The following is a 23,455-nucleotide window of genomic DNA, read 5'->3' on the forward strand; positions in this document are numbered from 1 at the left end:
CTTGATCAATCAAGCTTTTACTGCAATTTGAGGCAGCTCAGCTTGGGTCATATTTAATTTCTTATCCGAAGGAAGGAAAGCAGCTAACAGCCCGATTAGCGGCAAGAAAGCGCAGAGTTTAATGACAAACGAGATGCTGGTTGCATCCGCAAGTGTACCAAGCACGGCTGAGCCGATCCCGCCTAACCCGAAAGCCAAGCCGAAGAATAAGCCGGATACTGTCCCTACCTTGCCAGGCATCAGTTCCTGCGCATAAACGACAATGACGGAGAAGCCGGATAGCAAAATGAATCCAATGCAAGCGCACAAAACACCCGCCCAGAACAAATTGGCATAAGGCAATAACAGGGAGAACGGAGCCGTTCCCAGAATGGAAAACCAGATCATGTTTCGTCTTCCGAATCGATCCGCGAGCGGGCCGCCCATGAAGGTACCAACTGCTCCAGCGGCAAGCAAAGTGAAAATAAATAGCTGCGCTTTTTCAACGGAGAGTTGATCGTGTTCAATTAAATAAAAGGCGTAGAAGCCTGTCATGCTGGCCACATAAACAAACTTGGAGAATAAGAGCATAATCAAAATCGAAATCGCATAGGTAACTGTTTTGCGCGGCAGTGGCTGTTTTCTAACAAATGCTTTACTTGTAGCCGCCGATCGGCTGCTGCCAGCGCTGCGATACCATTTGGCTACGAAAAACTGAACAATGATCGCTGCCGCGGCAACAAACGAAAACCAGATAATCCCGAATTGACCAAAAGGAACGAAAATCAGCGCTGTAAAAATTGGAGCAAGGGCCTGCCCGATATTACCGCCTGTTTGGAATATCGACTGCGCAAGTCCTCTGCGAGGTCCAGCAGCCAAGTAGGCCACGCGCGAAGCTTCTGGATGAAGCACGGAGGAGCCTAGACCAACAAGAACAACTGCTCCTAGCACTTGAACGAACGAAGACGCTACGGCGAGCAAAATCACGCCTAATAACGAGAAAAAGACACCTGCGGGCAACAAAAACGGCTTTGGCTTTGCGTCTGTATACAGGCCAATCAAAGGCTGGAACAAGGAGGCTGTTACGTTTAGCGTAAAAGCAATCCACCCAATTTGAGTAAAACTCAGCTGTAGCGAATTATGAAGAATCGGGAAAACAGCAGGTATAACGGATTGAATGGCATCATTCAATAAATGGACTAGAGAGATTGAGAATAAAATTGCATAAACCGTATGATTGCGTGTTGAACTCGTGTCTGACATTGAACTAACTCCTTTCATCATATCATCTGACGTTTAAATCCATAGGAGGGTGAAGCTACTCCTGATTTACAAATTGTTTAAGCTGTGTAACCGTTTCATCGAGATTTTTCATGGTCCAATACTCAGCAGCCGCGACATCCTTGTCTTTGATAGCTTGGTACATATTTTCGTGAAAAAGATGATGAGGATCTTGCACCGTCACGATCAATTTTTGAGATGCCTCCAAAAGTGCCGATGTGAAGGAACGATAGAGGTCGATGACAACACTATTTTTGCTGGCGATAGCAATGGACAGATGGAATTTCACATCAGAGCGTAAATACGTGTCAGTGTCATCCTTCTCCAATGCTTCATATCGTTGATCGAGTGCGCTTCGCATCTGCACAAGGTCGTTCTCATCACGGCGCTCAGCGGCCAATCGAGAAATTTCCAGCTCGAGCATCCTTCTGACCTCGTAAACCTCCAGAATCTGAGCTCTACGCAGCCTGTGATCAAGCGGCTCCTGCACGGCTGACTGCGCCTTCAGAAAAGTACCGAAGCCCTGCTTCTTCTCAAGCAGGCCAGCGTGTACGAGTACACGGACCGCTTCGCGAATCGTTGAACGGCCCACAGCAAACTGCTGCATCAATTCCGGCTCCGTCGGAATCTTATCACCAGGTTTTATTTCACCCTCTGAAATTTTCTTTTGCAGCTGATTCACTACATCGTCTACCAACTTTGGGCGATTCAGCGGTTGGAAAGACATTTTAGAATTCATCTGATCATCTCCCGTTTGAAAATGAGTATAGCATAGAGCATCTGAATTTTTCTAGTCTAAATTTTAGCATGCCCTTGCATACGAAAAACACTTCCCTGAGATTTCCTAGGAAAGTGCTTATGGCCATTAACTCGAACCACAACTGGACCCGCAGCTTGAACTAGATGATGAACAAGAGGAGCCTGATGAGCAAGAAGAGTTTGACGAGCAGGAGCTGCCTCCTCCTTGATCTCCGGAGCTATCTCCACTACCTACAGTTCCACAGCCCGAGGAAGAGCAGTTGCTATGCTTATCTCGTTGATCTCCCGGGTAATTCTCTGGGTAATTCGCATTCATATCGCTGGCATAGCTATGGGGACTTTGGATGGAGAAGAACATCATGGCGCCTGCCAGATAGAGCATTGAGTTCGGGTTTGCTACGGAATAGTCCCAACCCGTATCCACTAAACGACGACTGTTTGCGGCCTTATTAGCTTCCAGAATGGCTTGCTCAACTAAGATGCGAATGGTCTCTGCAACCTCAGGATATCGGCCAGCCTGCTCCATATTGAATAAGCTGCGGGTAATCGCGTCCACATTTCCTTCGCGAAGCAGTTCTGTACGTTCAGGATCTAAAGCATTACGGAAAAATCCGTTCCAGCAGCGCTTGCTGCTCGGCGCGAATTCGAACAGGTGTGCATACACCCAGTCAAACCAAGCGCGCTCTCCTGGCATCTGCTTCGGTTCACGTTCTGGGGAGTGATGGATAACCCCACCTGCAAACTGCTCTCCGAAACGCTGATATTCCCTTGTGAACATCAACATTTCGTGCCACAATTCATCGATTTCGCCGCTAAACATCGGTGTTGATTTCAGAATGAGACTCATTACGAAATAACGCTGTAATTCAAACCATTTGCAGGCATATTCGTCGTCAGTCATACGTGGATGTTCGGTTTTCACCCGATATTGAATTCTTTCAGCATAGTCTGCGGGAATTGAGCTGTTCAACTTAGCAACAATACGATCTAACGGAATACCTTCAAGCACCCCTAAACCATTAGGCAGTTCCGAGGCCCGATAGACTGGCATAGCTTTACCGGGTCGATTGCGCTTAGACGGTTTAGATGATTTTCCAAATAAAAAACGAAACATAGGCATCCCTCCTTTTCCTAATATACCATTTGCTTCCTATTCCATGTCAATGGATGGATATGGATTTCATCAACCTGCGAAGATGACATGCAAATTTTGTAAATGATATAATAGCTTGAAGGAGGTGTTCACGATGCAAATAGCGGTAACCGGCGGAAGCGGCTTTATCGGAAGACGTTTAATTGCCTATTTCCATCAGCGCGGCCATGATATGATTACGATTTCACGCTCTTCCCAAGCAGTCGTACAAGGTGCGCGCACGGTAACTTGGGAAGAACTGCATGATCAGCCTGAGAAGCTTGAAGGGTTGGATGCCATCGTAAATTTGGCCGGCGAATCGATTAATCAGCGCTGGACGGCAGCCGCGAAGCAGCGCATCCTAGAGTCCCGCATCAAAGCTGCACAGCAAGTGGCGCAACTGATAGAACGGCTGGACAAGAAACCTAAGATCGTCGTTAACGCTTCAGGCATGTCTATTTATGGCACATCAGAGACTGCCACTTTCGATGAGCGCAGCCCGCACCATACGATGGATTTCTTATCTAGTGTCGTGGACAAATGGGAACAGGCGGCAGACCAAATCAAAGGACCGCGAATCGTAAAAGTTCGGGTTGGACTTGTGCTCGACGGGAAAGAGGGAGCATTCCCAAAGATGGCTTTACCTTATAAGCTTGGCGTTGGCGGTCCTGTCGGCAGCGGCAAACAATGGATGTCTTGGATTCACATTGAAGACATGGTGAGATTGATCGATTTCTGCATACATAACGAGACAATCAGCGGGCCTGTCAATGCGACAGCCCCAAGTCCGGTCACGAACAAGCAGTTCGGAGCGCTACTCGCCAAAGCCTTGCACAGACCGAATCTGTTCCCGCTCCCTGCTTTTGTCATGAAACTTGTTTTCGGCGAATTGTCCACACTGCTTCTGGAGGGACAGAAAGTTCTGCCGCATGTACTGCTCCAGCATGGCTTCAGCTTTACATATAGTTCCGTTGACAATGCCCTGGCGGATATCGTAAACAAATAAACCAGGAGAGCTCAGCTCGATCCGGGTTTTTGCCCTATAAGTATTCACTTCACAAACCAATTAAAATTGTGTAAAATTAAATTGTATAAAATAATTGCGAAAAAGGTGATTCTTTTGACCGTTCATCAATTTTCAGCCCGGACGATCCGCGGTGAAGATAAGCCGCTTGCAGACTACAAAGGGCAAGTGCTGCTCATTGTGAATACCGCAACCAAATGCGGATTCGCACCTCAATTCAAGGGACTTCAAGAGCTTCATGACACATATAAAGATCAGGGTTTTAGCGTATTGGGCTTTCCGTGCAACCAATTCAAAGATCAAGAGCCTGGAAATGATGCGGAGGTTGAACAGGCATGCCAAATCAATTTTGGCGTGAACTTTCCCTTGTTCTCCAAGATTGATGTCAACGGCGCTGACACCCATCCGCTTTACCGCTACTTGAAGCAGCAAGCTTCCGGTCTGCTTGGCTCCAGCATCAAATGGAATTTCACCAAATTTCTGGTGGATCAAGACGGCAACGTTATTAAAAGATTCTCACCCACTACAACGCCGCGTAAAATTGAAAGTCAAATTCGCAAATTGCTCGCGAATTCTTCCGTACATGTTTAATCTAAGAAAAGAACCGTCTAGGCTTTATTCGCCCAGACGGTTCTTTTTATTTGACGTACTTTTTAGCCTTTTCGATGGCCTCGTCTTCTGTTGCTCCTGTCACATAGCGGCCATTAATGAATATAAAAGCAAAACGAGAACAAGGACCGCAATATGATTTACAGGCAATTTTGACTTCATCTTCAGGTGCAATGACTTTAATTTTTGAAAGTGCAGATTTCACTTTCATATGTTTGCATTTATCACAAATGCGAATATCATTGCGCATTAGTGATCTCCGTGGTTCCCCTTGCTTGGGTTCGTAATCATGAAACCTTCTTCTGGTGTGTAGAAGTAATCAATACGGATGCCATCAAGCAATGGTTCACTTTGATCCAACAAAACATCAATGCCTTTATCCGTGCTTACAACGACGTCTTTATCAGATTTATCGTCAAGACCCAAGCCATAGTGAGCATGGTCACCATGCTTATGAGTCACTTGAACGCGAACCAGCAGGCCTTTGTTTTCTTCTTTTTCAAGTTCCAATTGAAGTACTTTCGCTGCATTACGGGAAATTTTGACTTTCATATGTACACATCTCCTGAAACAATAATTTTATTTCTTATTGTAAAGAATCTAAGGCACGAAATCAACCTTTGTCCACGACTGACTTGATAGTGATTTACAATCGTCACAATTAAGCCTCACTCTTGCTAATTGGCTTCACGAACTTTAAAATAAATAGTAGTGAGTCTATTTTACCCTAGATACAAGATGGTAACTTACTTACTTCATGTATAGTTATGTACATTCCAAAATGGAAAGGACGCGTTTCTGAATGTCAACTCTTGAAAATGAAAAAGTCGCCCCACTCAGCAACTATGTCCCTAAAGTACCGAAAGAAATTGAATGCTCTATTGAACGAACACTTGAAGTGATCGGCGGTAAATGGGCATTTCTCGTTCTTCGGGAACTGTTTTGCGGTACGAAGCGTTTCGGCGAACTGCAGCGTCAAGTAAATGGAATTAGCCCTAAATCTCTAACGGATATTCTCCGTCACCTTGAGGAGCATGGTGTTTTAGAGCGAATGGCATACCCTACTGTCCCTGTTACCGTTGAGTATACATTGACACCGAAAGGTCAGGATTTGCATCAAATATTAAAAGAAATGAAGCTATGGTCTGCAAAGTGGACATAATGAGTGAATAACAGCTGAGGAGTTGGACTTACGTGATTATCATTAAAACGAAAGAGCAAATTGAAAAAATGGGCAGAGCTGGACGCATACTAGCCGATTGCCATAAAGAAATTGCCAAGATGATTCGCCCTGGCATCACCTCCTGGGAAATCGACCAATTCGTAGAGGGCTTTTTGGCGAAGCACGGCGCAACACCGGAACAAAAAGGCTATCACGGCTACCCTTACGCCACTTGCGCATCCGTTAACGACGTTATCTGCCACGGGTTCCCGAAGAAAGAGGCTTTAAATGACGGCGATATCGTAACCATTGATATGGTTGTGCGGATTGATGGTTGGTTGGCGGATTCCGCTTGGTCCTACGCGGTTGGGAACATCTCTCCTACTGCCGAGAAATTGCTTAAAGTAACCAAAGAATCGCTATATAAAGGCATTGAGCAAGCGATTCCAGGCAACCGCATCGGCGATGTTGCACATGCGATCCAGGTGTACGCAGAATCTCACGGCTTCTCCGTCGTTAGAGACTTTATCGGACACGGAATCGGCGCCGAAATGCATGAAGAACCGCAGGTTCCGCATTACGGACCAGCAGGCAAAGGGCCGCGCATTAAAGAAGGCATGGTATTCACCATTGAACCTATGCTCAATGTCGGCAAATACCATTCCAAGGTAGATAGCGATGGATGGACAGCAAGAACCTACGACGGCAGTCTATCTGCCCAATATGAACACACGATTGCGATTACGAGCCAAGGACCCGTTATTTTGACGGAACAATAAACATAAAGCCCCCCGGAGGAACATGCATGATTTCTTTTTATAAGAAATATTGGAGAACTGCCTTTGACATTGCTCTCATTGTTCTAACCGTCTACCTCTTCATGCTGTTGTTCAGCTATCTGTACCGCATCGCGACGCCTATCTTTCTGGCTCTGATCATTTTCATGATGATCGAGCCTTTTGCTAGGTTTCTGAATCGGAAAGGAATGCGAAAGTCGATTGCATCCGCAATCTCGACACTCCTCTTCGTCCTGATCATCTTGGGCGCACTAACGGGTGCCGCTGTTATTTTCACAAGCCAGATCATGAGTCTTGTCGATAAAGTAGACGATTATCAAGCCGTTTTTAATGACCAAATCATACATAAGATTAGCGAATTAAATGATCGTTTCCAAACATTGCCTCCTGATGTGATTGTCAAAGCCAAAGAATATGCTGGACAATTCGCAGGCAATGCGTCTAAATTCATTATTTCTTTCTTATCCGGTTTAGTAGCCTCGCTGACTTCCTTTTCCACCTTCATGTTCAACTTCATTGTCGGAATCATATTGGCCTACTTCCTCAGCATAGAAATCGACTCTTGGAAACGTCTTGCCAGTGAGAAAACACCAAGAACGTTCAAATCGGTTTTCTTCTTTTTAAAGGAAAATGTCGTCAAGGGTATTGTCTCTTATGTAAAAGCTCAGCTTAAACTGATTACCTTAACGTTTATCGTCGTTTTCTTCGCGTTGCTTCTGCTCGACGTCAATAATGCATTTTCCATTTCCCTGCTCTCGGCGATCTTCGATGTTTTGCCACTGCTGGGTGTCTCCACTTTGTTTATTCCATGGATCATTTACTTATTTATCGTGGGTCAGACAACACTTGCGATCTGGTTAAGCGCGCTGCTGCTCGTAGTTATCCTTGTCAGACAGATCATGGAACCTAAAATTACAGGGGAATCCCTAGGCGTGTCGGCTTTTACTACGTTAGCCTTCATGATTGTGTCCCTTTCGTTGTTTGGCGTTGCGGGAGTCATCCTCTCACCTGTCTTAATCATCCTGCTCAAAGCCCTGTATACGCAAGGCTATTTCCAGCGTTGGATACGTAAGCCAGAGGACGAATATGGTCAGGGCAGACTTCCTACGTCCGGCCCATAACCATATAAGAGGCTGTCCCAAAAGGTTCAAAAGAGAGGCGCTCCCTCGGTCATTAGATGACTTGGGATAGCCTCTTTTTTATGGAGCCGAATTGAATAGCGAGAAAAACTCCCTTTATTTCAAGCAAGTCCTCGCTATATAAAGCTAATAACTAGTAAAATTACCGTTAATTAACTCCATTATCCCTGTTTCTAAGCTCAATCGTCCGCATTAACAGGAGAAATTCCATTTATTCATATCTGTTGCTGTGTTATTAAACGATTTAGCGGTAGTATTTCCCTTTAATCTGAATAGGTGCTCCCAAAAGTTCAAAAAAAGCTTGTCTCTCGGTCATTAAATGACTATCGGGACAGCCCCTTTTTTCTGCGTTAAACACGATACATGCTGCGGTATACCGAAGGAGCCATGCCGACTTTTTGCGTAAACACGCGGCTCAAATAAAACCCGTTATCAAAGCCGCAATTTCCAGCGATCGCATCTAACGTCATGGTAGAACCTTCCAACAAATGGCGAGCTCTTGTTAGGCGCAGCTCATTCAGAAATTCAGACGGAGTTAACGCGAAAGCTCTGCGAAACCTTCGGGTAAACTGCACGGGAGTAAGCCCCAGGCTCTCCGCCAAGTCCAACATCGATAAATTTCCGTATGCGTGATCCGTCAAATATTTGCGTGCTTTTTCCATTAAGATATCGGTTTCTATGGCGAAGTCGTCTTCGAGCTCTCGTTCAATTGTGACCAATCGAAACATATCGCTGAGCATATGCTGTTTATGCAGCGTGCTCTCTTCATCCCAACCTGGCAGCTTCTTCAAATAGTGATAATTCGAGGCCAATCTTTCTATATCCTTAATGACGAGCTTGCCTCTCCAACTGCTGACTTCCTCTGAATTTGGCTCTGACAACCAGACAAATTGCAGAAAATGAAACGACAGCGGCTCCAGCGTCCTCCTTCGAAAGCCAACATGGGGTGGACAGATGACAAACTCGCCGAATCCCGCTTCACCCTTATGATCCTCGATTCCATAGACAAATCTCCCTTCTTCCACGGCAAATAATGTCCAGCAAGGATAGGTGTCCTCATCATACATAAACTCATCTTTCCGATGCCAATATACATGGGAAATGAGTTTCACCGCCACATCACGAAAGGCCATACTCCCACTCCCTAATTGTGAAATAAAGTATATGACAATTGTAACTGACTGCATGTTCAATGGGAATAGAATCTTTTACAATGAAATCAAAGACATTCTATTAACTAGTGAGGTGCTGGTCATGAAACACGAAATCGTTACATCCGACATTACTGTTGTCGGCGGGGGGTTAGCAGGTGTATGCGCCGCAATCGCAGCTGCCAGATTAGGTCAAACTGTTTCACTTGTTCAAAATCGCCCTGTTCTTGGAGGCAACTCCAGCAGTGAAGTACGGGTGTGGGTTTGTGGAGCTACTTCCCACGGACTTCATCGGTACGCGCGTGAAACCGGTATCATGGGTGAAATGTTTGTTGAGAATCAATACCGCAATATCGATGGAAATCCCTATCTATGGGATTTGATTGTGCTCGAAAAAGTAAAAGCTGAGAAAAACATTACCCTATTCTTGAATACAGATGTTCATGAAGTTGATGCGGACGGAGAAGAAGCTTCCCGGACGATCCGATCCGTTACAGGCTGGATGATGGGCTCGGAACGCCGTATCCGTTTTGATAGTCGCATTTATCTGGACTGCACAGGCGACGGGCTCGTCGGTTTTCTGGCAGGCGCTAAGTTCCGTATTGGCCGTGAAGCGCAAGAGGAGTTTAATGAAGAGTGGGCACCTCTCGTACCAGATGATATTACGCTAGGGAGCACACTGCTCTTCTATACCAAAGACGCAGGCCGACCTGTGAAATACATCGCGCCAAGCTTCGCTAAAGACATTACACAAACCACTATTCCTATGAGACGGGTTATTCGCAGCGGAGACAACGGTTGCTCTTACTGGTGGGTTGAATGGGGCGGCGAGCTGGATACGGTTCATGATAATGAAAAAATCCGCGATGAACTGTCTTCCGTGATTTACGGGATTTGGGACTATATCAAAAATTCCGGTAAGTTCGAAGCCGATAACCTTACCCTCGAATGGATCGGATCCGTTCCAGGCAAAAGGGAATATCGTCGTTTCGTTGGGGACTACGTGCTGAATCAAAATGATGTCATCGCGCAGGTGCCGTTCGAAGACCGCGTCGCCTTCGGCGGCTGGTCGATTGACTTACATCCGCCGCAAGGCATGTACGCTACAGCCAGCGGCTCCAAGCACATGCATGTGGATGGCAGCTACCACATACCGTTCCGCTGCCTCTATTCGATCAATACGACGAATATGCTTATGGCTGGGCGCAATATCAGCGCGTCCCACGTTGCTTTTGGCACAACGCGCGTCATGGCGACTTGTGCCGTCATCGGCGAAGCCGCAGGAACTGGCGCTGCGCTCTGCGCAGCGAAAGGCATTTCCCCTCGCGAGCTGCATAACAGCCATCTGAGCGAGCTGCAGCAAACGCTGCTGCGGCAGGATGCCTCTGTGCTCGGGATCAAGAACGCCGACGCCGCTGACCTCGTGCTTAGCGCGTCATTAACAGCTTCCAGCACCTTAAGCCAGCTGGCGGTTGAGAAGTCTGCGTCGGTGCATCAGCTTACCGATAATGTAGCAATTCTCGTGCCCGTAGATCCTTATATAGAAGGCATAGAGCTGCTGCTTGACGCCTCGGAGCATACGGAACTATCCGTTGAGTTGTGGAGCACCGGTAAGCCGCAAAACTACGTCCCGCACACGCAAGTAGCAGCCGTCCAAATAGCCGTCTCGCAAGGTTCGGAGCAGTGGGTCAAAGTTCCGCTAAGCTGGCACCCGGATACCGCCCAAAATGCGTTTATTATTTTACGCAGCAATCCTGATCTATCTATCCATAAGTCCGACAAACTACAGTCTGGCGTCCTTGGACTCAAGCATAAAGAAAATAGCATGTCGGTAGATTATGGTGACACTATACCGAACCAGCCTGCCGCTGATTGGAAACCTGGGGAATTCAATCGCCAGCCGATCTGCTTCCGACTGCTCTCTCCTACTTCTGCCTTCTCAGCAGATAAAGCTGCCAATGGCTTTAAACGGCCTTACGGCGGCCCTAACATGTGGTCTTCGGCTCAACTAGAAGCTGGTAAACCGGAATGGCTTGAGGTCAGCTGGCCGAATGCAGTGCCGATCCGCAGCGTAGAGCTTACACTGAATGATGATGTCCATGAGGATCTAATTAATTTGCATCACCATCGGACAGAGTTCGAGGTTATTCCTGAGTTGGTTAAAGATTACAAGCTGCAAGCCTTTGTTCACGGAGAGTGGAAAACGGTCGCGGAAGAACTTGATAATCACACACGCCGTCATACCCACACATTCCCAGAATCCGTAGAAACCAATCGGTTACGTTTGCTTGTGGAGTCAACCAACGGAGCTGAACGAGCCGAAATCGTTGAGATTCGCTGCTACAGTTAATATCAAAAGCACGCTAAATGGTCTAGCCTACGCTGCCGTTTCGCGTGCTTTTTCCTTTGCCGCTCGGCATGGTTTCCGACAATCTTTTTTAATAAATAGGTCTTAATAACCCTTGTTTAACCTCACATGATATGTTATATTAAAAGTGCGTCAAATCAAGGTTTCCTCTTCAAAAAGTTGACATGGGAGTGATAGAAATGGAACAAAATTCTGTTCAAATTCGTCAAGGTGAAGAGATTATTTATGTAGAAATGACTGTCAAGGAAGCGCTTGCACTTACAGGTGCGAAATTCAACCTGAACCACAAATTAGAGACAGACGCTATCAAAAAAGTGAAACAACGTCTTGAAGATAAGCTGCTTACTCCTAACCATTAATCGCAACTACGCCTTCGCATACAGCCCAACGAACGATAACCATCGTCCGTTGGGTTTTTATTTTCCACCTAGAGCTGTATCAAAATCAACCAACTGCTTATAATAATCACGCGCTTTCCAACAACGATATTCAAGGAGGACCAGCCATGTCAGAAGATCATAAACAGCAAGGACAATCCCGCAAAAATACAACGACGAAAACGCAAGATCAGAAAAGCAATAAAGGACACAAATAAAGAAAAGTCCATGCCTTCTCTACCATTAGGCGTGGACTTTTTTTTTCGATTAATTGATTTTTCTTCTTGTCAAAATGCATGGAACCCCTCTACCAACAGCCCCCGGCTGAGACATTTGTTCTAAATAACGAAGTCCTCTTGTACATTGTGTTTTACAAACCGCGCACGTAGACGACTCCACAATTCTCATCGTGTACTGCTCTCTGGAAGATATTACTTTCTTCTTAGCAACCTTGCCTTTACCTTTAGGTGGTGCCATAACCTCGCCTCCCAACCGTCTCCTTACTCCAGTATATGAAGTATGGACAGATCGGTTCTTGGGAAACAAGGTTATGTTCACAGTACTTGTCTAACGGTTAACTGTTTGCAATTCCAGCGCAGCCAGCAGGATCGGGACGATCTCCGCATACAGGTCGGCAAAGAATTCCACAGGCAGCGGATTGACGCCAACTCCCACCTCGACAGTAAATCCAGGCCTTCGGAATTGCTGAATGAACCAATCTTTATACCCTGCATCGCTATCTGTTAGCTTCACGGCCTCATAACCGCTGACGATCGCTAATTGTTCGGCAAATGACTCGGATTCCGGAGGTTCATACTCGCGGTAATTCCAATAGATCTCTCTCCCTTGGGTATGTAGGGCAACGACAAGCTCAAATGGATGGCTTTCTGTAAAACGCGCAAGTGCTGCAGCCTCTGGCTCAGATAACGGCGCCTCTCCGCCATAATCCCGCGGCCCCGGCCCCAATTGGCCTCTTCGCTCAGCCTCTTCTTCCCAATGGGCAGGGAATTGATCATTGAGGTCTACGCCCCTTATATTCGCTTTCCAATTGCTAAAATCCGGCTGTTCTCCGTTCCATTCGAGCAGGTTAGCTTGATAAGGATGATCAGGGCTGATGCCATTAAGGACAAGTTCTACGCCATCAGGATTCACCATAGGAACTACCCATAGGGAATACTCTGAAAGCAGGCGTCTGGTGTTTCTGCCCTGCCATGCCGTTCCTCTGGCATAGGAGCAAGCAAGATCCTCCACGAATTGCATGAGAAGCGGTGTGGTAATCCACTCATTTGCGTGGAACGCTGCGTTGACATGAAGCTCTCTGGCCCCCTGACCGATGCGCAGCGCCGGTATGCCTTTTCCCATCACACTTTCCCCTATAACTTCGACATGCAGGAAAGGATAAATCCTGCCCAGCCGATTTAATTCATCACACAACGTCCCATACCCGTAACCCAACATACGACCACCTCACAGCTCTTTGATCTCCTACGTAGGTTATGAATATGCCTGCTCCATTAGAATCATGCGGTGTAATGAAGTTATGTTATGGGCACTTCCCAACAAAAAAATAGACCCCTAAGGGTCTAATCAAAAAATAGTGGGCACTTGCCAGACGACAGGTGTAATGGCAATCTGATCTTTGAGCCAGCTTTCTGTAATACGCTTAAATAATGTAGGTTCTCCGCTGCAAAAAAATTGGTGAATGGGCAGTATCCCCGATGTTTCCATTCGATCGCGATGGTACAGAATCGTGCTGATTTCTCTTGCCGTTTCGTCCGCAGATGAAATCAAGGTGACATCCGGCCCCATAACCCGGGAGATCGGCTCCATCAGAAAGGGATAATGCGTACATCCCAGTATTAAACAATCAATTGGCTTGCCGACCAGCGGCCGAAGCGATTGCTCCACAATCTCCTGCTCTTGTGCTTTGCCAAAAAGTCCTTTCTCCACGAATGGCGCCAAAAGCGGACAAGGCTCGCTGTACACCTGAATGTTCGGTGAAATTAACCTTAAGGCATGTTCATACGCCTTGCTTTTGATCGTCCCTTCCGTACCGATAACCCCAACAACACCGGTTCGAGTATGCTTTATTGCGGCTCGCGCGCCTGGCGAGATGACCCCCAGCACCGGAATCGAGACCCGTTCTCGAATATCTTCTATGGCAACCGCGGTTGCCGTATTGCAAGCAATCACAATCATTTTAGGGTTAAATTGAATTAAGTAATCCACAATTTGCCGGGTAAATGTACGTACTTCTACAGCTGATCGCGGACCATAAGGACTTCGAGCCGTATCACCGAAATAGATGACTTTTTCTTGCGGCAGCTGCCTCATGAGTTCTTTTACTACAGTTAATCCTCCGACTCCGGAGTCCAGTACGGCTATCGCTTGCTGCACACCTATCCGCATCCTTTGCCGGTTAATGAATTTCACAGGCTACATGGATAGAATATGAACGTACAAGCTGAAAGGTACCTAGGCTTACAACACTGATTATAGGTGGTCGGTCACCTATTTTTTGGGCTGCAAATCATTCACAAGGGCGAATTCATACCCCCGCTTCTTGATTTCTTTACAGATCCGCGCGAGCGCCTGCATGTTTTCCAAAGAACCCTGATGCATCAAAATAATATTGCCATCATGCAAATTATTCATGATATCGTTGTACGGATCCTCGGCTCCATTCTCTCTTGGCTCCCAATCTCGCATGGCTGTCGACCAAAAGACAGACGTATACCCCATACTGGATACTAAACTTAAGTTGTGCATATTGTAGTGACCGTAAGGGAAGCGGAAATATTTCTCAACTTCCTTACCCGTCAGTTTCTTATATAAGGCTTCAAAATCCGTAATTTCCTTGCGAATTTGATCATCACTCAGCTCATTGAAATCTTTGTGCGTCATCGTATGATTGGCAACAAAATGGCCGTCGGCCACAACTCTTTTTAAATAATCCGGATTTAACTTAATATTGTTGCCTGATATGAAAAAGTTCGCTTTCACACCGTTTTCCTTCAAGGATTTCAGCATTAAATCCACTTCAATCAGCGGGCCTCCTGCGTCAATCGTTAAGTAAACCTTTTTCCCGGTCCCTACCCAAACGGCTTTCTGATCAGCGGTAAAAGATTTCGTTTCTTTCGGAAAATCGGGAACTTGTCCTGTTTTCTTCTTCATGTAATACCACGAATAAGGCACTTTGTCCCCTGTGGGGGTCTTTGTAATTGTCGTGCCCGCTGCCGGCTTTGTTGATGCTGTAGGGCTGGGGGCCGTCGTTGGTTGCGGAGTTGCACTCGGTACTACGCTTGGCTTAGGAGTAGCTATGGGCTTTGCTGTTGGTTTAGGAGTTGGCGTTGGCGTTGGCTCAACCGCTATGGTAGTTGCTTGCGGATTTGGCGTCGTTACAGCTTCGGCTGCTGGAGAAAGCAGGCTCTTGTCTGCACAACCGACCAATGTTGCGCTTAAAAGGATCAGCAGTGCAGCACTTTTGGTAATTGGTGTCATCGTAGCACCTCGTTAGTTAGGAATACGTTCAGTACTCCTTTCGACAGTGCTAGACAAATTACCTGCCTATTTTTGGTACGGGGGTTTATTTCGTAGCTCGGTATGTCAAGTATTGGAGAATAGTAATCAAAATAAAAGCAGTTCCGGCAAGCATAGGAATCGTAATAAATCCAAGCCAGTTCAAGTAATCTACATCACATGGGATTGGCCCGCAACCCGTTGCGGATTCGTGGAAAACCCCAGATTGGAGCAAAACGTGATAAACGGAAATACAGGCTCCCCAGATCGTCAAGGGTAGAACATAAATCGTCAGCTTATAGTCTCTACGCACAGCTGCGATCCCCAAGATGATAGCCAGCGGATACATGAGAATACGTTGATACCAACATAGTTTGCAAGGAATAAAATGCATAATTTCCGAGAAATACAGACTCCCTAATGTGGCGATTAAAGCAATCAGCCAGGATAGGTACATACCGTTTTCTTTTAAGAATTTTTTTGACATTTGTGCTCGTCCTCCCCTTCCCCATTATTATAGAAAAATATAGGAGGGAAGTCTAACCTTTTGGGTGAGCCGGCTTTTCGGCTCTCTCGGGCGGGCATTCGGCCTCCACTCCGTCAAATCCGTACGCTAGACGGCCTTTCTGAGCGTCTCGCGGCTTGTTTCACGCCGCTTGGCTTCCCAGACGGCCTTTTCAGCTCTCTCGGACGGGCATTCGGCCTCCACTCCGTCAAATCCGTACGCGAGACGGCCTTTCTGAGCGTCTCGCGGCTTGTTCACGCGGCCTCGGCTTCCGAGACGGCCTTTTCGGCTCTCTCGGACGGGCATTCGGCATCCACTCCGTCAAATCCGTACGCGAGACGGCCTTTCTGAACGTCTCGCGGCTTGTTCACGCCGCCTCGGCTTCCGAGACGGCCTTTTCGGCTCTCTCGGACCAAGCTCCTCAGCGCGCATCACAAAAAAACGACTAAGCAGGCCACAACTTGCCCGCTTAATCGTTCTAAACCGAGAAGCTATACGCGACTTCTCTCGTTTGTTTCACCAGCCCGCGCCACTGTTCCACCGGAACGATGTCGACGACCGCTTTGATCGGGATACTCGCAAAATCCAGCTCCGGCACAGCCTCCAGCTTCATCCGGTTGGTGACCAATCGGTCAAGCCAACCGGGGTACAACCGCTCCATCTGCTGCAGCCGGTAGATGGCCGTTTCAAAATCCTTGCGCGCCGCGTTCACTGAGCCAATCACGCATTTGTTCTCCAACACCATGCTCTGATTGAGCATGTCGGAGGAAATCTCCAGCTTGCGGTCAGCTGGCGTGACCCCGAGCAGCGCCAGCACGCCATTCGGTGCTAGCACAGCCATGGCCTCGAAGGCAAGCGGGCTGTAGCCCGTGCATTCGAGCACCAGATCTAACGGCTTGCGGAGTCCCTCCGCATAAGCTGTCAAACTCGCGGCGCCGCCTTCGTCCGCGGTTTGGTACACACCGCCGCAGTCCTTAACAAGCTGCGCTTGCAGACTGTCCTGCGGGGATCTGGACCACACGTGCACATCCAAGCCGAGCAGTCTGCATGTGACGGCAGCGAGCAGCCCTAATGGGCCTGAGCCAAGAATAAGCGCTGTCTTCGGCTCCCAAATCAGCCGCTGCTGCACGCGCAGCACCTGATCCCATACTTTCTCAACAATGCTCTGCGGCTCTACCAGCACGCCTTGCTCAAGCAGTTCAGTAGGAACTTGTACGAGGTAACGTCCCTCTTCTTTGTAGTATTCCGAGAGGAAGCCATGCGCGCCTTTGATTCCGCGTTCCACAAATTCCCCGGTCTGACAGAAGTCAGAGTGACCGTTCCGGCAATTGACGCAGCTTTGATTTCGGCAGGGCCGCCGCACAATTGCGGTCACGAGATCCCCTGGCTGGAATCCACTATCTGCCCCAGCTTCGGCCACAACACCAAGGGATTCATGACCAGTCGTCAAATCGTCCTCCCCTTCCGGTGGAACACCGTATTTTTCCTGCAGAATCTCCTTATCCGTACCGTCCAAACCTACTGCCAATACCTTGACAATCACTTCTTGCGGATGAGAAATCACGGGATCGTCTACGGTTTCTAACGCAATCGATGCATTGCCCTGTCGCAGTTGTTTGACGCGAATCGCTTTCATCTCATCATCTCCTCCCAACTATTGAACAACCGGCTCCAACACCTTGTCTTCGCTGGCATCTGCTGCTTGCTTGGTTCCCATCAAGGTTAATTTCTTTAGCTTAGACAAATATTCTTGCGTTACTTTGATGAAAGAAGCGTGTGACCATGTTAGCGGCGAAACGGAAAGCGGCACCCCTGTGAACGGATGCACTTGCTCCGCCATCGTACCCGATGGCAACGCGTGGCGGATCGCCCAGAACATCAGATTCTCCGCTTCTTGCAGATCTTCAATCGCTTTTGCCGAGGCCACCAGCCATTCCGCATACCAAAGCGTACAAATAAACCACGGATTGCCTGGCACTTTAGCCACATCATTCGTCACTTGATGGTAGTAGTCATTCTCATATCTGGCAATGCCGCCGATATCCGTATGTACCCACAATTTCTCCTTTAGAACCTTCATCGTCGTCACGATCCTCGGATCCTCCAACTCGAACAATCCAAAGTCGAATAGCCCGTACATACTCATATCCAGCGTATAGTCAGGCACATATTTATTGTCATTATAGCTCCAATATAAAGCACGTAAGAACCGATTCTGGTCAGCCGCGAACAACTGCTGTTCCGCTGCCTTTTTCACCTGACTCGCGATATCTGCATAATAAACGGCTCGTGCTTTGTCCTGGTGATAATCAGCGAAACGAGCAGCAGCAACTAGACCCGCATACACAGATGCGACTGTAAAGGCTAGTACGCCATAGCGCTCTTCCCAGAGATCGTAGGAAGGCAGCGGAAGCCCAGAGGCGTCCCGATAATGAACGAGGAAGTCCGCAGCGGGTTTCACAAACTTCTCGTAATCTTCCCGGGAGCGCTCTATGGTGCCTGCCAGCTTATGATGATGCCACAAGGTATACAGAACGAGTGCCGTTTCATCCTCTTGAATGGCTAACTGTTTTTTCCCCTGACCGTCCACCCATGGATGCCAGCTTGAGCCTACAGAGCTGTCTGGATTGTATTTGTGCATGAGATAGCCTTCAGGTGTCAACACTTTTAGACAAAAGTCAAAGAATTTCCTGGAAAGCTCATAATACCCGGCCCGGTCTAAAGCATGAGACACCAGCGCCCCGTCCCGCGGCCACATATAGGAATAGGTATCTTTGGCAAACTTCAAAATATCCGAATCATTTGCTGCAATAATCGCACCGCGATTGTCAACATTCGTCCTAGTGATCAGCAGGCATCTTTTATAAAAGGAAGCTAGTTCCGGCTTCAGCAAGGAAAGCTGATGAGCATCTTGGTTGACCCATTTGACCCAGTGATCATGGGTGCGCTGCAGTAAAGTTTGTGGCGACTCTGTGCGCACCAAGCTTTCCAATCGCTCTACCTCCTGTTTCGTATGACCAAAACAAACCCAGAACCATGCTTCTTTCGAGCTTTTGGGAGGCAGCAGCATCGTCAACTCAAGTGTCCCGTCAACTGAACCCTGTGCAATCGGATTCCCCCCTAAGTGGCCGTCTTCCGCATCACGCCATGTGCCTTCGAGACCATGTATCCCTTTCTGCCCTGTTGCATAACCGCTGGGATACGGCTTATCGACATCTGGAGATAAACCCGACAAAGACATGTAGCGATGCCCTTTATAAAACAACAGCGAATTCAACTCCGGGTCAAAATAAATCGTATCGCCGACACCATTGCCATAGATTTGCAAATCCAAATGAAAGTAAAGTTTTATCTCTCTTTCCTCATCAAAATGGTTTTGCAGCTTAATTTTGCGTAAAAAAACATTTTGTTGAACATCAACGCCATCTCGAATGACGAAGCTTAATCCCAGCCTCTCATGGGCGCATTCAACGTTGGTAACCAGCGAATCTTCTAGGTAATTCAGCTTTTTTGAGACCTCCGGATGGTCGATCCAGAAGAAATCTCGCGCGCACCAAATACCAAAATGTGAAAGATGATCGCTAGATTGATTCTCTTGACCTACTAAAGGGTAATACATGTCACGAATATTATAAGCAGCGTCAAAATTAATGAGTACATTCCCGTTCCCAATGGGTAAATCCCTTGCCATGCGATCAGCCTCTTTCCATGATGATGCTACTAATTTTCCAATCGCTAAGCATAAATATGCACGCAGCCCACATGGCAGGGATTTCAGGAAAATGGCACCAATTCACGCTTACACATTTTCATTTCCATGAAAAACATTTACAATTAAACAATATGGAGGGATTCATCACTATGAAGCAATTAGAAGGATTCGGTAAATTTTTGGAAAGCTTACGGGGCAAAATGTCCCTGCGCGAAGCAGCTAACAAAAGCGGACTTTCACACGCCTACATCAGAGATTTGGAATTAGAGCGCAATCGCTCGACCAATGAGAAAATCAACCCATCGCCTGTTACGCTTAAAAAGCTGTCGGATGCCTACAACATTCCATACACGGATTTAATGGAGAAAGCCGGCTACCTCGAGAACGAGAGTGAGCAAGTTGGCAGCAGCAAAGCCGCATTGCAGGAACCTGTTTCCGTGAACGATACTTTATTTATTGAAGTCAGCTCGAAAGAAATGATTTATCATACTCGTTTTGAACGTATAAGCCAAGCTGTAAATTCATTGCTCGATTTCAGTCTTTTCTTAGATAAGCTTGAAGAAATTGGCTTTAAAAAGATGGATACCGACCTTTTCGTCAATATGAATCATGTGCAAAAGTATAATGAAAGAGAAGGCAAACTTTATTTCGACGCCCTCGGCATCTCGAAATTTGTTGTTATCGCTGCGATTCGTCAAAAGAAGTACCACGATCTTATTCTGCGCAGCGTAGCTCGGAATACGGGCATGGGCCTAGAATTTCATTACGAGCGTCCTTCCGCAGCAGATTCATTGCTGTCTTCAGTAAAGCGTCCAATCTAACACCAAGTATAAAAAAGGAGTAAAGTTCATCAATAATGAAACTTTACTCCTTTTTTTTCGTCTATCTATAAGGGTTGATTACATTGATTTTTTGGCAGAGAGGGTTGGTAATGAATTCATGGCTGTACAACAGACCACCTCCACACAGACACAGTCTCGACTAGCGAGAAAGAACAACACAAAACGTTCTGTGGGCATGCGTTTTTTTCTGTATACGATTCTAAGCTTTATTCTTGTTTCTATCCTGTCCTTATGTTGGTTTTTCCTTACTTCGTCAGGCACGAGTGTTCGGCTAATGATGGCCGATACTTTGATTACAACACAGCATCGGGATTGGGCCAAATATTTAATTGGCTCTGAGGAATTGCAGAAGCGCGTGGAAGCTTATTGGAAGCAGTTTGACGAGATGGGCGACGAGAAGGATAAAGGAATTGTTCAGATTGAGCCTGTGAGCCAGGCAGCCCCAGCGGCGGCCGTCAAGAAGGAGCTCGTGACCATCGAACCTATTTCGGGGACGAATTTCAAAGGGCAGCTTGTTACGATTTCGGATCCAAAAAAGCTTCGAATTGCCGTTCCAGAGAAAGTTGGCAAAGGCGAGAAAGTATCCTCCATGGTCAAAAGAACGGGAGCGATCCTCGGCGTTAACGGCGGAGGCTTCATTGACCCCAACTGGGAGGGGAATGGGTTTCAACCGGAAGGCATCGTCATGTCCGGGGGCAAAATCTTTTACAATGACAAAGGGATGAACGGCACTGTCCAAGTGGTCGGCATCGACAAAGAAGGTCGCATGATCGCAGGCAAATATAAAGTCTCCGAGCTGGTGGAGATGGGTGTTCAGGAAGCTGTTTCCTTTTCCCCACGGTTCATCGTCAATGGCGTTGGACAAATTAAAAGCCAAGCCGATGGCTGGGGCATTGCTCCGCGAACCAGCATGGCGCAAACCAAAGACGGCTCCATTCTATTCGCTGTTATCGACGGCAGACAAAAGCACAGCATAGGAGCAACGCTATACGATATTCAGGAGATTTTCCTGGCGCATGGCGCTGTCACAGCCGCTAATTTAGACGGTGGAGCCTCTACCGTTCTTGTGCATAATAATGCAATCATCAACAAGCCCTCCAGTGAATACGGGGAGAGGTATCTTCCTACGGCATGGCTGCTCTTCGAACATCCGGAAACGGCTCCCATCAAGAACGTCTGGGAAGGTTTGGATATTCGCAAAATTGACCCATCCAAATGGTAAATGCAAAAAGCAGTAAGCTCTAGTTCTTGAGCTTGCTGCTTTTTAAGTTCCTTTTAGCGATTACCTAGGATTACTAAATCTTCTGCTGCTTCAGATACTTCCACGTCATCAAGCAATTCCGTATCGTCATTCTTGGACTCTTTCCAGGAACGAACCGTGCCAACCACATTGGATGCTGTGTCTTTCGCTTTGCCTACGAAATCAGAAGTTGTCGTGGTTACAGATTTTGCAACCTCTTGCGTTTTTTGGGAGACTGAGTTTGCCAGTTGTACTGTCTTGTCACTAACGGCTTTGGCGTTCTCCGCAATGTCAGTTCTAAGCTCGCGTCCGGATTTCGGTGCGAGCAGGAGAGCTGTCGCTGCGCCAAGTAAACCTCCAACTATCGCGCCGATGAGAAGATCTTTACCTTTTTTTTCGCTTGTCATGTGAAATCCACTCCTTAATGGTCTGATTTGGCTTTCCGATTCGCCTGCCATCTTTGCCACAGCTCATAACCCGTCGTTGCCCACTCCATGACGTCCTGTATACGCTTCTGGTGGGTATGTACAACCTTTTCCGCACCGTGAAGCGAATCATTCATCATTCGTGCACCTTTGCGAAGAACCGAAGCGACATCCCCTATAGCTGCTCCAGTCTTCTCGATGGATTGAACGGTTGACTCTAGCGCCAGTACCTGCAAGTGCACCTCTTCGGTCAGTTGCCCCGCTTGCTTCAGTAATTGCTCGGCTTCCCCTGCTGCCTTTGCTACATGCTGCTCCGTTTGAGAAACCGTATTACTAAGCTGCTGTAACATGTGTTTTGCTGTAATCAGCATGCGAACGGCAAATACAACTAACACGATAAAAGCAAGAGCCGAACTAACTGCACTAATCTCCATCCACGTCATGACGGGCACCTCCTGGGTCTGCAAACTGCGTAGATTGATGACGGCTTCTAGACGAATGCCTATGAATTACTACAGTATAGGTAGGAGCAGCTTGTTTTGACACAAAAAAACTGGAAAAATTTCAGGGACCTGTCATAATGAAAAACAAATGAACATCTGGAGGAGTCACATGAACCGAGAGCAAGGATTGAAGGAAATTGAACGAACGCGCATTATCGCCATTGTTCGAGGCGTGAAAGAAGTTCATATTGTTGCTTTAGCAGAAGCGCTCTTGAAAGGCGGAGTCACCGTAATGGAGGTAACGCTCAACACACCTGGCGCTTTGGCGATGATTAGTGAGCTGCAGGATAGGTTGGGTAAACAAATGTATATTGGCGCAGGCACTGTGCTCGATGTAGAGGGTGCGCAGAAAGCTGTTCAAGCAGGCGCCTCTTTTCTGGTGACGCCGAATTTGGACGAGGACGTCATTCGTTATGCAAACCGTGAGGGAGTTCCGATTTTCCCGGGAGCGATGACACCAACCGAGGTCGTCAAAGCGTGGAAAGCAGGCGCGACAGCGATCAAAATTTTCCCAAGCGCCAGCCTTGGACTGACCTACATCAAGGAACTAATGGGGCCGCTAGACCATATTCCTATGATGGCTGTTGGTGGCGTAACCGAGGAGAATATTAAGCAATTTGTGGATATAGGCTGCTATGGATTAGGAATTGGCGGCTCGCTTATTAATCTAAAAGAGATCGAAGCCGGTCGCTACGAATGGGTAACAGACAAAGCTGCCCGCCTGCTTGCGGCTTCACGATAATTGCTGAGCTGGAATAAAAGGAAAATCCACCGCTAATTTGATCTCTGCGCGGGGTTGGGGACGGTGTAAAATTGTTTGTGTACCAAGATTTGGAGCCTAGCCAGGCAGCAAAAAAGTAGGGTATTCTCGGGATTGCGACACCACCAAGAAAGGAACCCTACTCATGCCTACTATACAACAAACAATGCT

Annotated in this window: 25 protein-coding genes; 10 read left to right on the forward strand and 15 right to left on the reverse strand. The window is 47.3% G+C overall.

Annotation, left to right across the window (positions count from 1 at the left end; genetic code table 11):
- Positions 1 to 9 precede the first annotated feature (9 nt).
- The 3 genes from AC58UW_RS03280 to AC58UW_RS03290 form a co-directional block, all read right to left on the reverse strand.
- The gene (locus tag AC58UW_RS03280) at positions 10 to 1,242 is read right to left on the reverse strand and encodes an MFS transporter (RefSeq protein WP_497419278.1); all 1,233 of its coding nucleotides are present in this window, start codon (positions 1,240 to 1,242) and stop codon (positions 10 to 12) included.
- Positions 1,243 to 1,297: 55 nt separating this feature from the next.
- Positions 1,298 to 1,999, reverse strand: a complete 702-nt coding sequence (locus AC58UW_RS03285; protein WP_497419279.1) for a FadR/GntR family transcriptional regulator — start codon at positions 1,997 to 1,999, stop codon at positions 1,298 to 1,300.
- A gap of 126 nt (positions 2,000 to 2,125) precedes the next feature.
- A complete protein-coding gene (locus AC58UW_RS03290) occupies positions 2,126 to 3,133 on the reverse strand; it encodes a UCP032817 domain-containing protein (RefSeq protein WP_497419280.1) in 1,008 nt (335 codons plus the stop codon).
- Positions 3,134 to 3,266: 133 nt separating this feature from the next.
- On the opposite strand from AC58UW_RS03290, the gene AC58UW_RS03295 reads away from it, so the two are divergent.
- Together AC58UW_RS03295 and AC58UW_RS03300 are read left to right on the forward strand one after the other, a co-directional pair.
- Positions 3,267 to 4,157 (forward strand): TIGR01777 family oxidoreductase, encoded by an 891-nt coding sequence (locus AC58UW_RS03295; RefSeq protein ID WP_497419281.1) that lies wholly within the window; start codon positions 3,267 to 3,269, stop codon positions 4,155 to 4,157.
- Positions 4,158 to 4,271: 114 nt separating this feature from the next.
- Positions 4,272 to 4,766, forward strand: a complete 495-nt coding sequence (locus AC58UW_RS03300) for a glutathione peroxidase (RefSeq protein WP_497419282.1) — start codon at positions 4,272 to 4,274, stop codon at positions 4,764 to 4,766.
- Between the two features lie 46 nt (positions 4,767 to 4,812).
- Here the strand turns inward: AC58UW_RS03300 and AC58UW_RS03305 are convergent, their stop codons facing one another.
- Together AC58UW_RS03305 and AC58UW_RS03310 are read right to left on the reverse strand one after the other, a co-directional pair.
- Complete coding sequence (locus AC58UW_RS03305) at positions 4,813 to 5,034, reverse strand: DUF1450 domain-containing protein (protein WP_497419283.1); 222 nt, start codon at positions 5,032 to 5,034, stop codon at positions 4,813 to 4,815.
- Positions 5,034 to 5,336, reverse strand: coding sequence for a HesB/IscA family protein (locus AC58UW_RS03310; RefSeq protein WP_497419284.1), 303 nt, complete (start codon positions 5,334 to 5,336; stop codon positions 5,034 to 5,036). The genes AC58UW_RS03305 and AC58UW_RS03310 overlap by 1 nt, the downstream gene beginning before the upstream one ends.
- 250 nt (positions 5,337 to 5,586) lie before the next feature.
- On the opposite strand from AC58UW_RS03310, the gene AC58UW_RS03315 reads away from it, so the two are divergent.
- The 3 genes from AC58UW_RS03315 to ytvI are packed head-to-tail and all read left to right on the forward strand — an operon-like array spanning position 5,587 to position 7,864.
- Positions 5,587 to 5,946: a winged helix-turn-helix transcriptional regulator gene (locus AC58UW_RS03315; RefSeq protein ID WP_497419285.1), complete on the forward strand. Its 360-nt coding sequence runs from the start codon at positions 5,587 to 5,589 to the stop codon at positions 5,944 to 5,946.
- A 32-nt stretch (positions 5,947 to 5,978) separates the two neighbouring features.
- Positions 5,979 to 6,725, forward strand: a complete 747-nt coding sequence (gene map, locus AC58UW_RS03320) for a type I methionyl aminopeptidase (protein ID WP_497419286.1) — start codon at positions 5,979 to 5,981, stop codon at positions 6,723 to 6,725.
- Positions 6,726 to 6,751: 26 nt separating this feature from the next.
- Complete coding sequence (gene ytvI, locus AC58UW_RS03325) at positions 6,752 to 7,864, forward strand: sporulation integral membrane protein YtvI (protein ID WP_497419287.1); 1,113 nt, start codon at positions 6,752 to 6,754, stop codon at positions 7,862 to 7,864.
- Positions 7,865 to 8,232: 368 nt separating this feature from the next.
- On the opposite strand, the gene AC58UW_RS03330 is transcribed toward ytvI, so the two are convergent.
- Positions 8,233 to 9,015 carry a helix-turn-helix domain-containing protein gene (locus tag AC58UW_RS03330; protein WP_497419288.1) on the reverse strand — a complete coding sequence of 261 codons (783 nt, stop codon included), beginning with the start codon at positions 9,013 to 9,015 and terminating at the stop codon, positions 8,233 to 8,235.
- Between the two features lie 121 nt (positions 9,016 to 9,136).
- Here AC58UW_RS03330 and AC58UW_RS03335 point away from each other — a divergent pair, with 121 nt between their 5' ends.
- On the forward strand, positions 9,137 to 11,383 hold the full coding sequence (locus tag AC58UW_RS03335) for an FAD-dependent oxidoreductase (protein WP_497419327.1): 2,247 nt from the start codon (positions 9,137 to 9,139) through the stop codon (positions 11,381 to 11,383).
- A gap of 197 nt (positions 11,384 to 11,580) precedes the next feature.
- Positions 11,581 to 11,760, forward strand: a complete 180-nt coding sequence (locus AC58UW_RS03340) for a hypothetical protein (protein WP_497419289.1) — start codon at positions 11,581 to 11,583, stop codon at positions 11,758 to 11,760.
- Between the two features lie 285 nt (positions 11,761 to 12,045).
- On the opposite strand, the gene AC58UW_RS03345 is transcribed toward AC58UW_RS03340, so the two are convergent.
- From AC58UW_RS03345 to AC58UW_RS03375, 7 genes are all read right to left on the reverse strand, one after another.
- On the reverse strand, positions 12,046 to 12,255 hold the full coding sequence (locus AC58UW_RS03345) for a hypothetical protein (protein ID WP_497419290.1): 210 nt from the start codon (positions 12,253 to 12,255) through the stop codon (positions 12,046 to 12,048).
- A 90-nt stretch (positions 12,256 to 12,345) separates the two neighbouring features.
- A complete protein-coding gene (locus AC58UW_RS03350) occupies positions 12,346 to 13,233 on the reverse strand; it encodes a M14 family metallopeptidase (protein WP_497419291.1) in 888 nt (295 codons plus the stop codon).
- Between the two features lie 132 nt (positions 13,234 to 13,365).
- On the reverse strand, positions 13,366 to 14,175 hold the full coding sequence (gene racE, locus AC58UW_RS03355; RefSeq protein ID WP_497419328.1) for a glutamate racemase: 810 nt from the start codon (positions 14,173 to 14,175) through the stop codon (positions 13,366 to 13,368).
- Between the two features lie 114 nt (positions 14,176 to 14,289).
- On the reverse strand, positions 14,290 to 15,279 hold the full coding sequence (locus tag AC58UW_RS03360; RefSeq protein WP_497419292.1) for a polysaccharide deacetylase family protein: 990 nt from the start codon (positions 15,277 to 15,279) through the stop codon (positions 14,290 to 14,292).
- A gap of 85 nt (positions 15,280 to 15,364) precedes the next feature.
- Entirely contained in the window at positions 15,365 to 15,784 is a 420-nt protein-coding gene (locus AC58UW_RS03365; protein WP_497419293.1) for a disulfide oxidoreductase, read from the reverse strand.
- Positions 15,785 to 16,280: 496 nt separating this feature from the next.
- A complete protein-coding gene (locus AC58UW_RS03370; RefSeq protein ID WP_497419294.1) occupies positions 16,281 to 17,438 on the reverse strand; it encodes a glucose 1-dehydrogenase in 1,158 nt (385 codons plus the stop codon).
- 18 nt (positions 17,439 to 17,456) lie between these two features.
- A complete protein-coding gene (locus AC58UW_RS03375; RefSeq protein WP_497419295.1) occupies positions 17,457 to 19,493 on the reverse strand; it encodes a glycoside hydrolase family 15 protein in 2,037 nt (678 codons plus the stop codon).
- Between the two features lie 170 nt (positions 19,494 to 19,663).
- On the opposite strand from AC58UW_RS03375, the gene AC58UW_RS03380 reads away from it, so the two are divergent.
- Positions 19,664 to 20,335, forward strand: a complete 672-nt coding sequence (locus AC58UW_RS03380) for a helix-turn-helix domain-containing protein (protein WP_497419296.1) — start codon at positions 19,664 to 19,666, stop codon at positions 20,333 to 20,335.
- Positions 20,336 to 20,453: 118 nt separating this feature from the next.
- The gene (locus AC58UW_RS03385) at positions 20,454 to 21,578 is read left to right on the forward strand and encodes a phosphodiester glycosidase family protein (RefSeq protein WP_497419297.1); all 1,125 of its coding nucleotides are present in this window, start codon (positions 20,454 to 20,456) and stop codon (positions 21,576 to 21,578) included.
- 53 nt (positions 21,579 to 21,631) lie between these two features.
- Here the strand turns inward: AC58UW_RS03385 and AC58UW_RS03390 are convergent, their stop codons facing one another.
- Positions 21,632 to 22,003: a YtxH domain-containing protein gene (locus AC58UW_RS03390; protein WP_497419298.1), complete on the reverse strand. Its 372-nt coding sequence runs from the start codon at positions 22,001 to 22,003 to the stop codon at positions 21,632 to 21,634.
- Positions 22,004 to 22,017: 14 nt separating this feature from the next.
- Complete coding sequence (locus AC58UW_RS03395) at positions 22,018 to 22,464, reverse strand: DUF948 domain-containing protein (RefSeq protein ID WP_497419299.1); 447 nt, start codon at positions 22,462 to 22,464, stop codon at positions 22,018 to 22,020.
- 169 nt (positions 22,465 to 22,633) lie between these two features.
- Between AC58UW_RS03395 and AC58UW_RS03400 the strand changes: the two genes are divergently transcribed.
- Positions 22,634 to 23,266, forward strand: a complete 633-nt coding sequence (locus AC58UW_RS03400) for a bifunctional 4-hydroxy-2-oxoglutarate aldolase/2-dehydro-3-deoxy-phosphogluconate aldolase (RefSeq protein ID WP_497419300.1) — start codon at positions 22,634 to 22,636, stop codon at positions 23,264 to 23,266.
- Positions 23,267 to 23,455: the final 189 nt, after the last annotated feature.

It is taken from the genome of Paenibacillus sp. J22R160, from assembly GCF_059692135.1.

Bases quoted from the DNA above. Each gene is read 5' to 3' on its own strand.
- AC58UW_RS03280 (WP_497419278.1), bottom strand. From the start codon at position 1,242: ATGTCAGACACGAGTTCAACACGCAATCATACGGTTTATGCAATTTTA.
- AC58UW_RS03390 (WP_497419298.1), bottom strand. From the start codon at position 22,003: ATGACAAGCGAAAAAAAAGGTAAAGATCTTCTCATCGGCGCGATAGTT.
- AC58UW_RS03395 (WP_497419299.1), bottom strand. From the start codon at position 22,464: ATGACGTGGATGGAGATTAGTGCAGTTAGTTCGGCTCTTGCTTTTATC.
- AC58UW_RS03365 (WP_497419293.1), bottom strand. From the start codon at position 15,784: ATGTCAAAAAAATTCTTAAAAGAAAACGGTATGTACCTATCCTGGCTG.
- AC58UW_RS03335 (WP_497419327.1), top strand. From the start codon at position 9,137: ATGAAACACGAAATCGTTACATCCGACATTACTGTTGTCGGCGGGGGG.
- AC58UW_RS03375 (WP_497419295.1), bottom strand. From the start codon at position 19,493: ATGGCAAGGGATTTACCCATTGGGAACGGGAATGTACTCATTAATTTT.
- AC58UW_RS03345 (WP_497419290.1), bottom strand. From the start codon at position 12,255: ATGGCACCACCTAAAGGTAAAGGCAAGGTTGCTAAGAAGAAAGTAATA.
- AC58UW_RS03290 (WP_497419280.1), bottom strand. From the start codon at position 3,133: ATGTTTCGTTTTTTATTTGGAAAATCATCTAAACCGTCTAAGCGCAAT.
- ytvI (WP_497419287.1), top strand. From the start codon at position 6,752: ATGATTTCTTTTTATAAGAAATATTGGAGAACTGCCTTTGACATTGCT.
- AC58UW_RS03295 (WP_497419281.1), top strand. From the start codon at position 3,267: ATGCAAATAGCGGTAACCGGCGGAAGCGGCTTTATCGGAAGACGTTTA.
- AC58UW_RS03285 (WP_497419279.1), bottom strand. From the start codon at position 1,999: ATGAATTCTAAAATGTCTTTCCAACCGCTGAATCGCCCAAAGTTGGTA.
- AC58UW_RS03380 (WP_497419296.1), top strand. From the start codon at position 19,664: ATGAAGCAATTAGAAGGATTCGGTAAATTTTTGGAAAGCTTACGGGGC.
- AC58UW_RS03360 (WP_497419292.1), bottom strand. From the start codon at position 15,279: ATGACACCAATTACCAAAAGTGCTGCACTGCTGATCCTTTTAAGCGCA.
- AC58UW_RS03315 (WP_497419285.1), top strand. From the start codon at position 5,587: ATGTCAACTCTTGAAAATGAAAAAGTCGCCCCACTCAGCAACTATGTC.
- AC58UW_RS03340 (WP_497419289.1), top strand. From the start codon at position 11,581: ATGGAACAAAATTCTGTTCAAATTCGTCAAGGTGAAGAGATTATTTAT.
- AC58UW_RS03370 (WP_497419294.1), bottom strand. From the start codon at position 17,438: ATGAAAGCGATTCGCGTCAAACAACTGCGACAGGGCAATGCATCGATT.
- AC58UW_RS03305 (WP_497419283.1), bottom strand. From the start codon at position 5,034: ATGCGCAATGATATTCGCATTTGTGATAAATGCAAACATATGAAAGTG.
- AC58UW_RS03385 (WP_497419297.1), top strand. From the start codon at position 20,454: ATGGCTGTACAACAGACCACCTCCACACAGACACAGTCTCGACTAGCG.
- AC58UW_RS03330 (WP_497419288.1), bottom strand. From the start codon at position 9,015: ATGGCCTTTCGTGATGTGGCGGTGAAACTCATTTCCCATGTATATTGG.
- AC58UW_RS03400 (WP_497419300.1), top strand. From the start codon at position 22,634: ATGAACCGAGAGCAAGGATTGAAGGAAATTGAACGAACGCGCATTATC.
- AC58UW_RS03310 (WP_497419284.1), bottom strand. From the start codon at position 5,336: ATGAAAGTCAAAATTTCCCGTAATGCAGCGAAAGTACTTCAATTGGAA.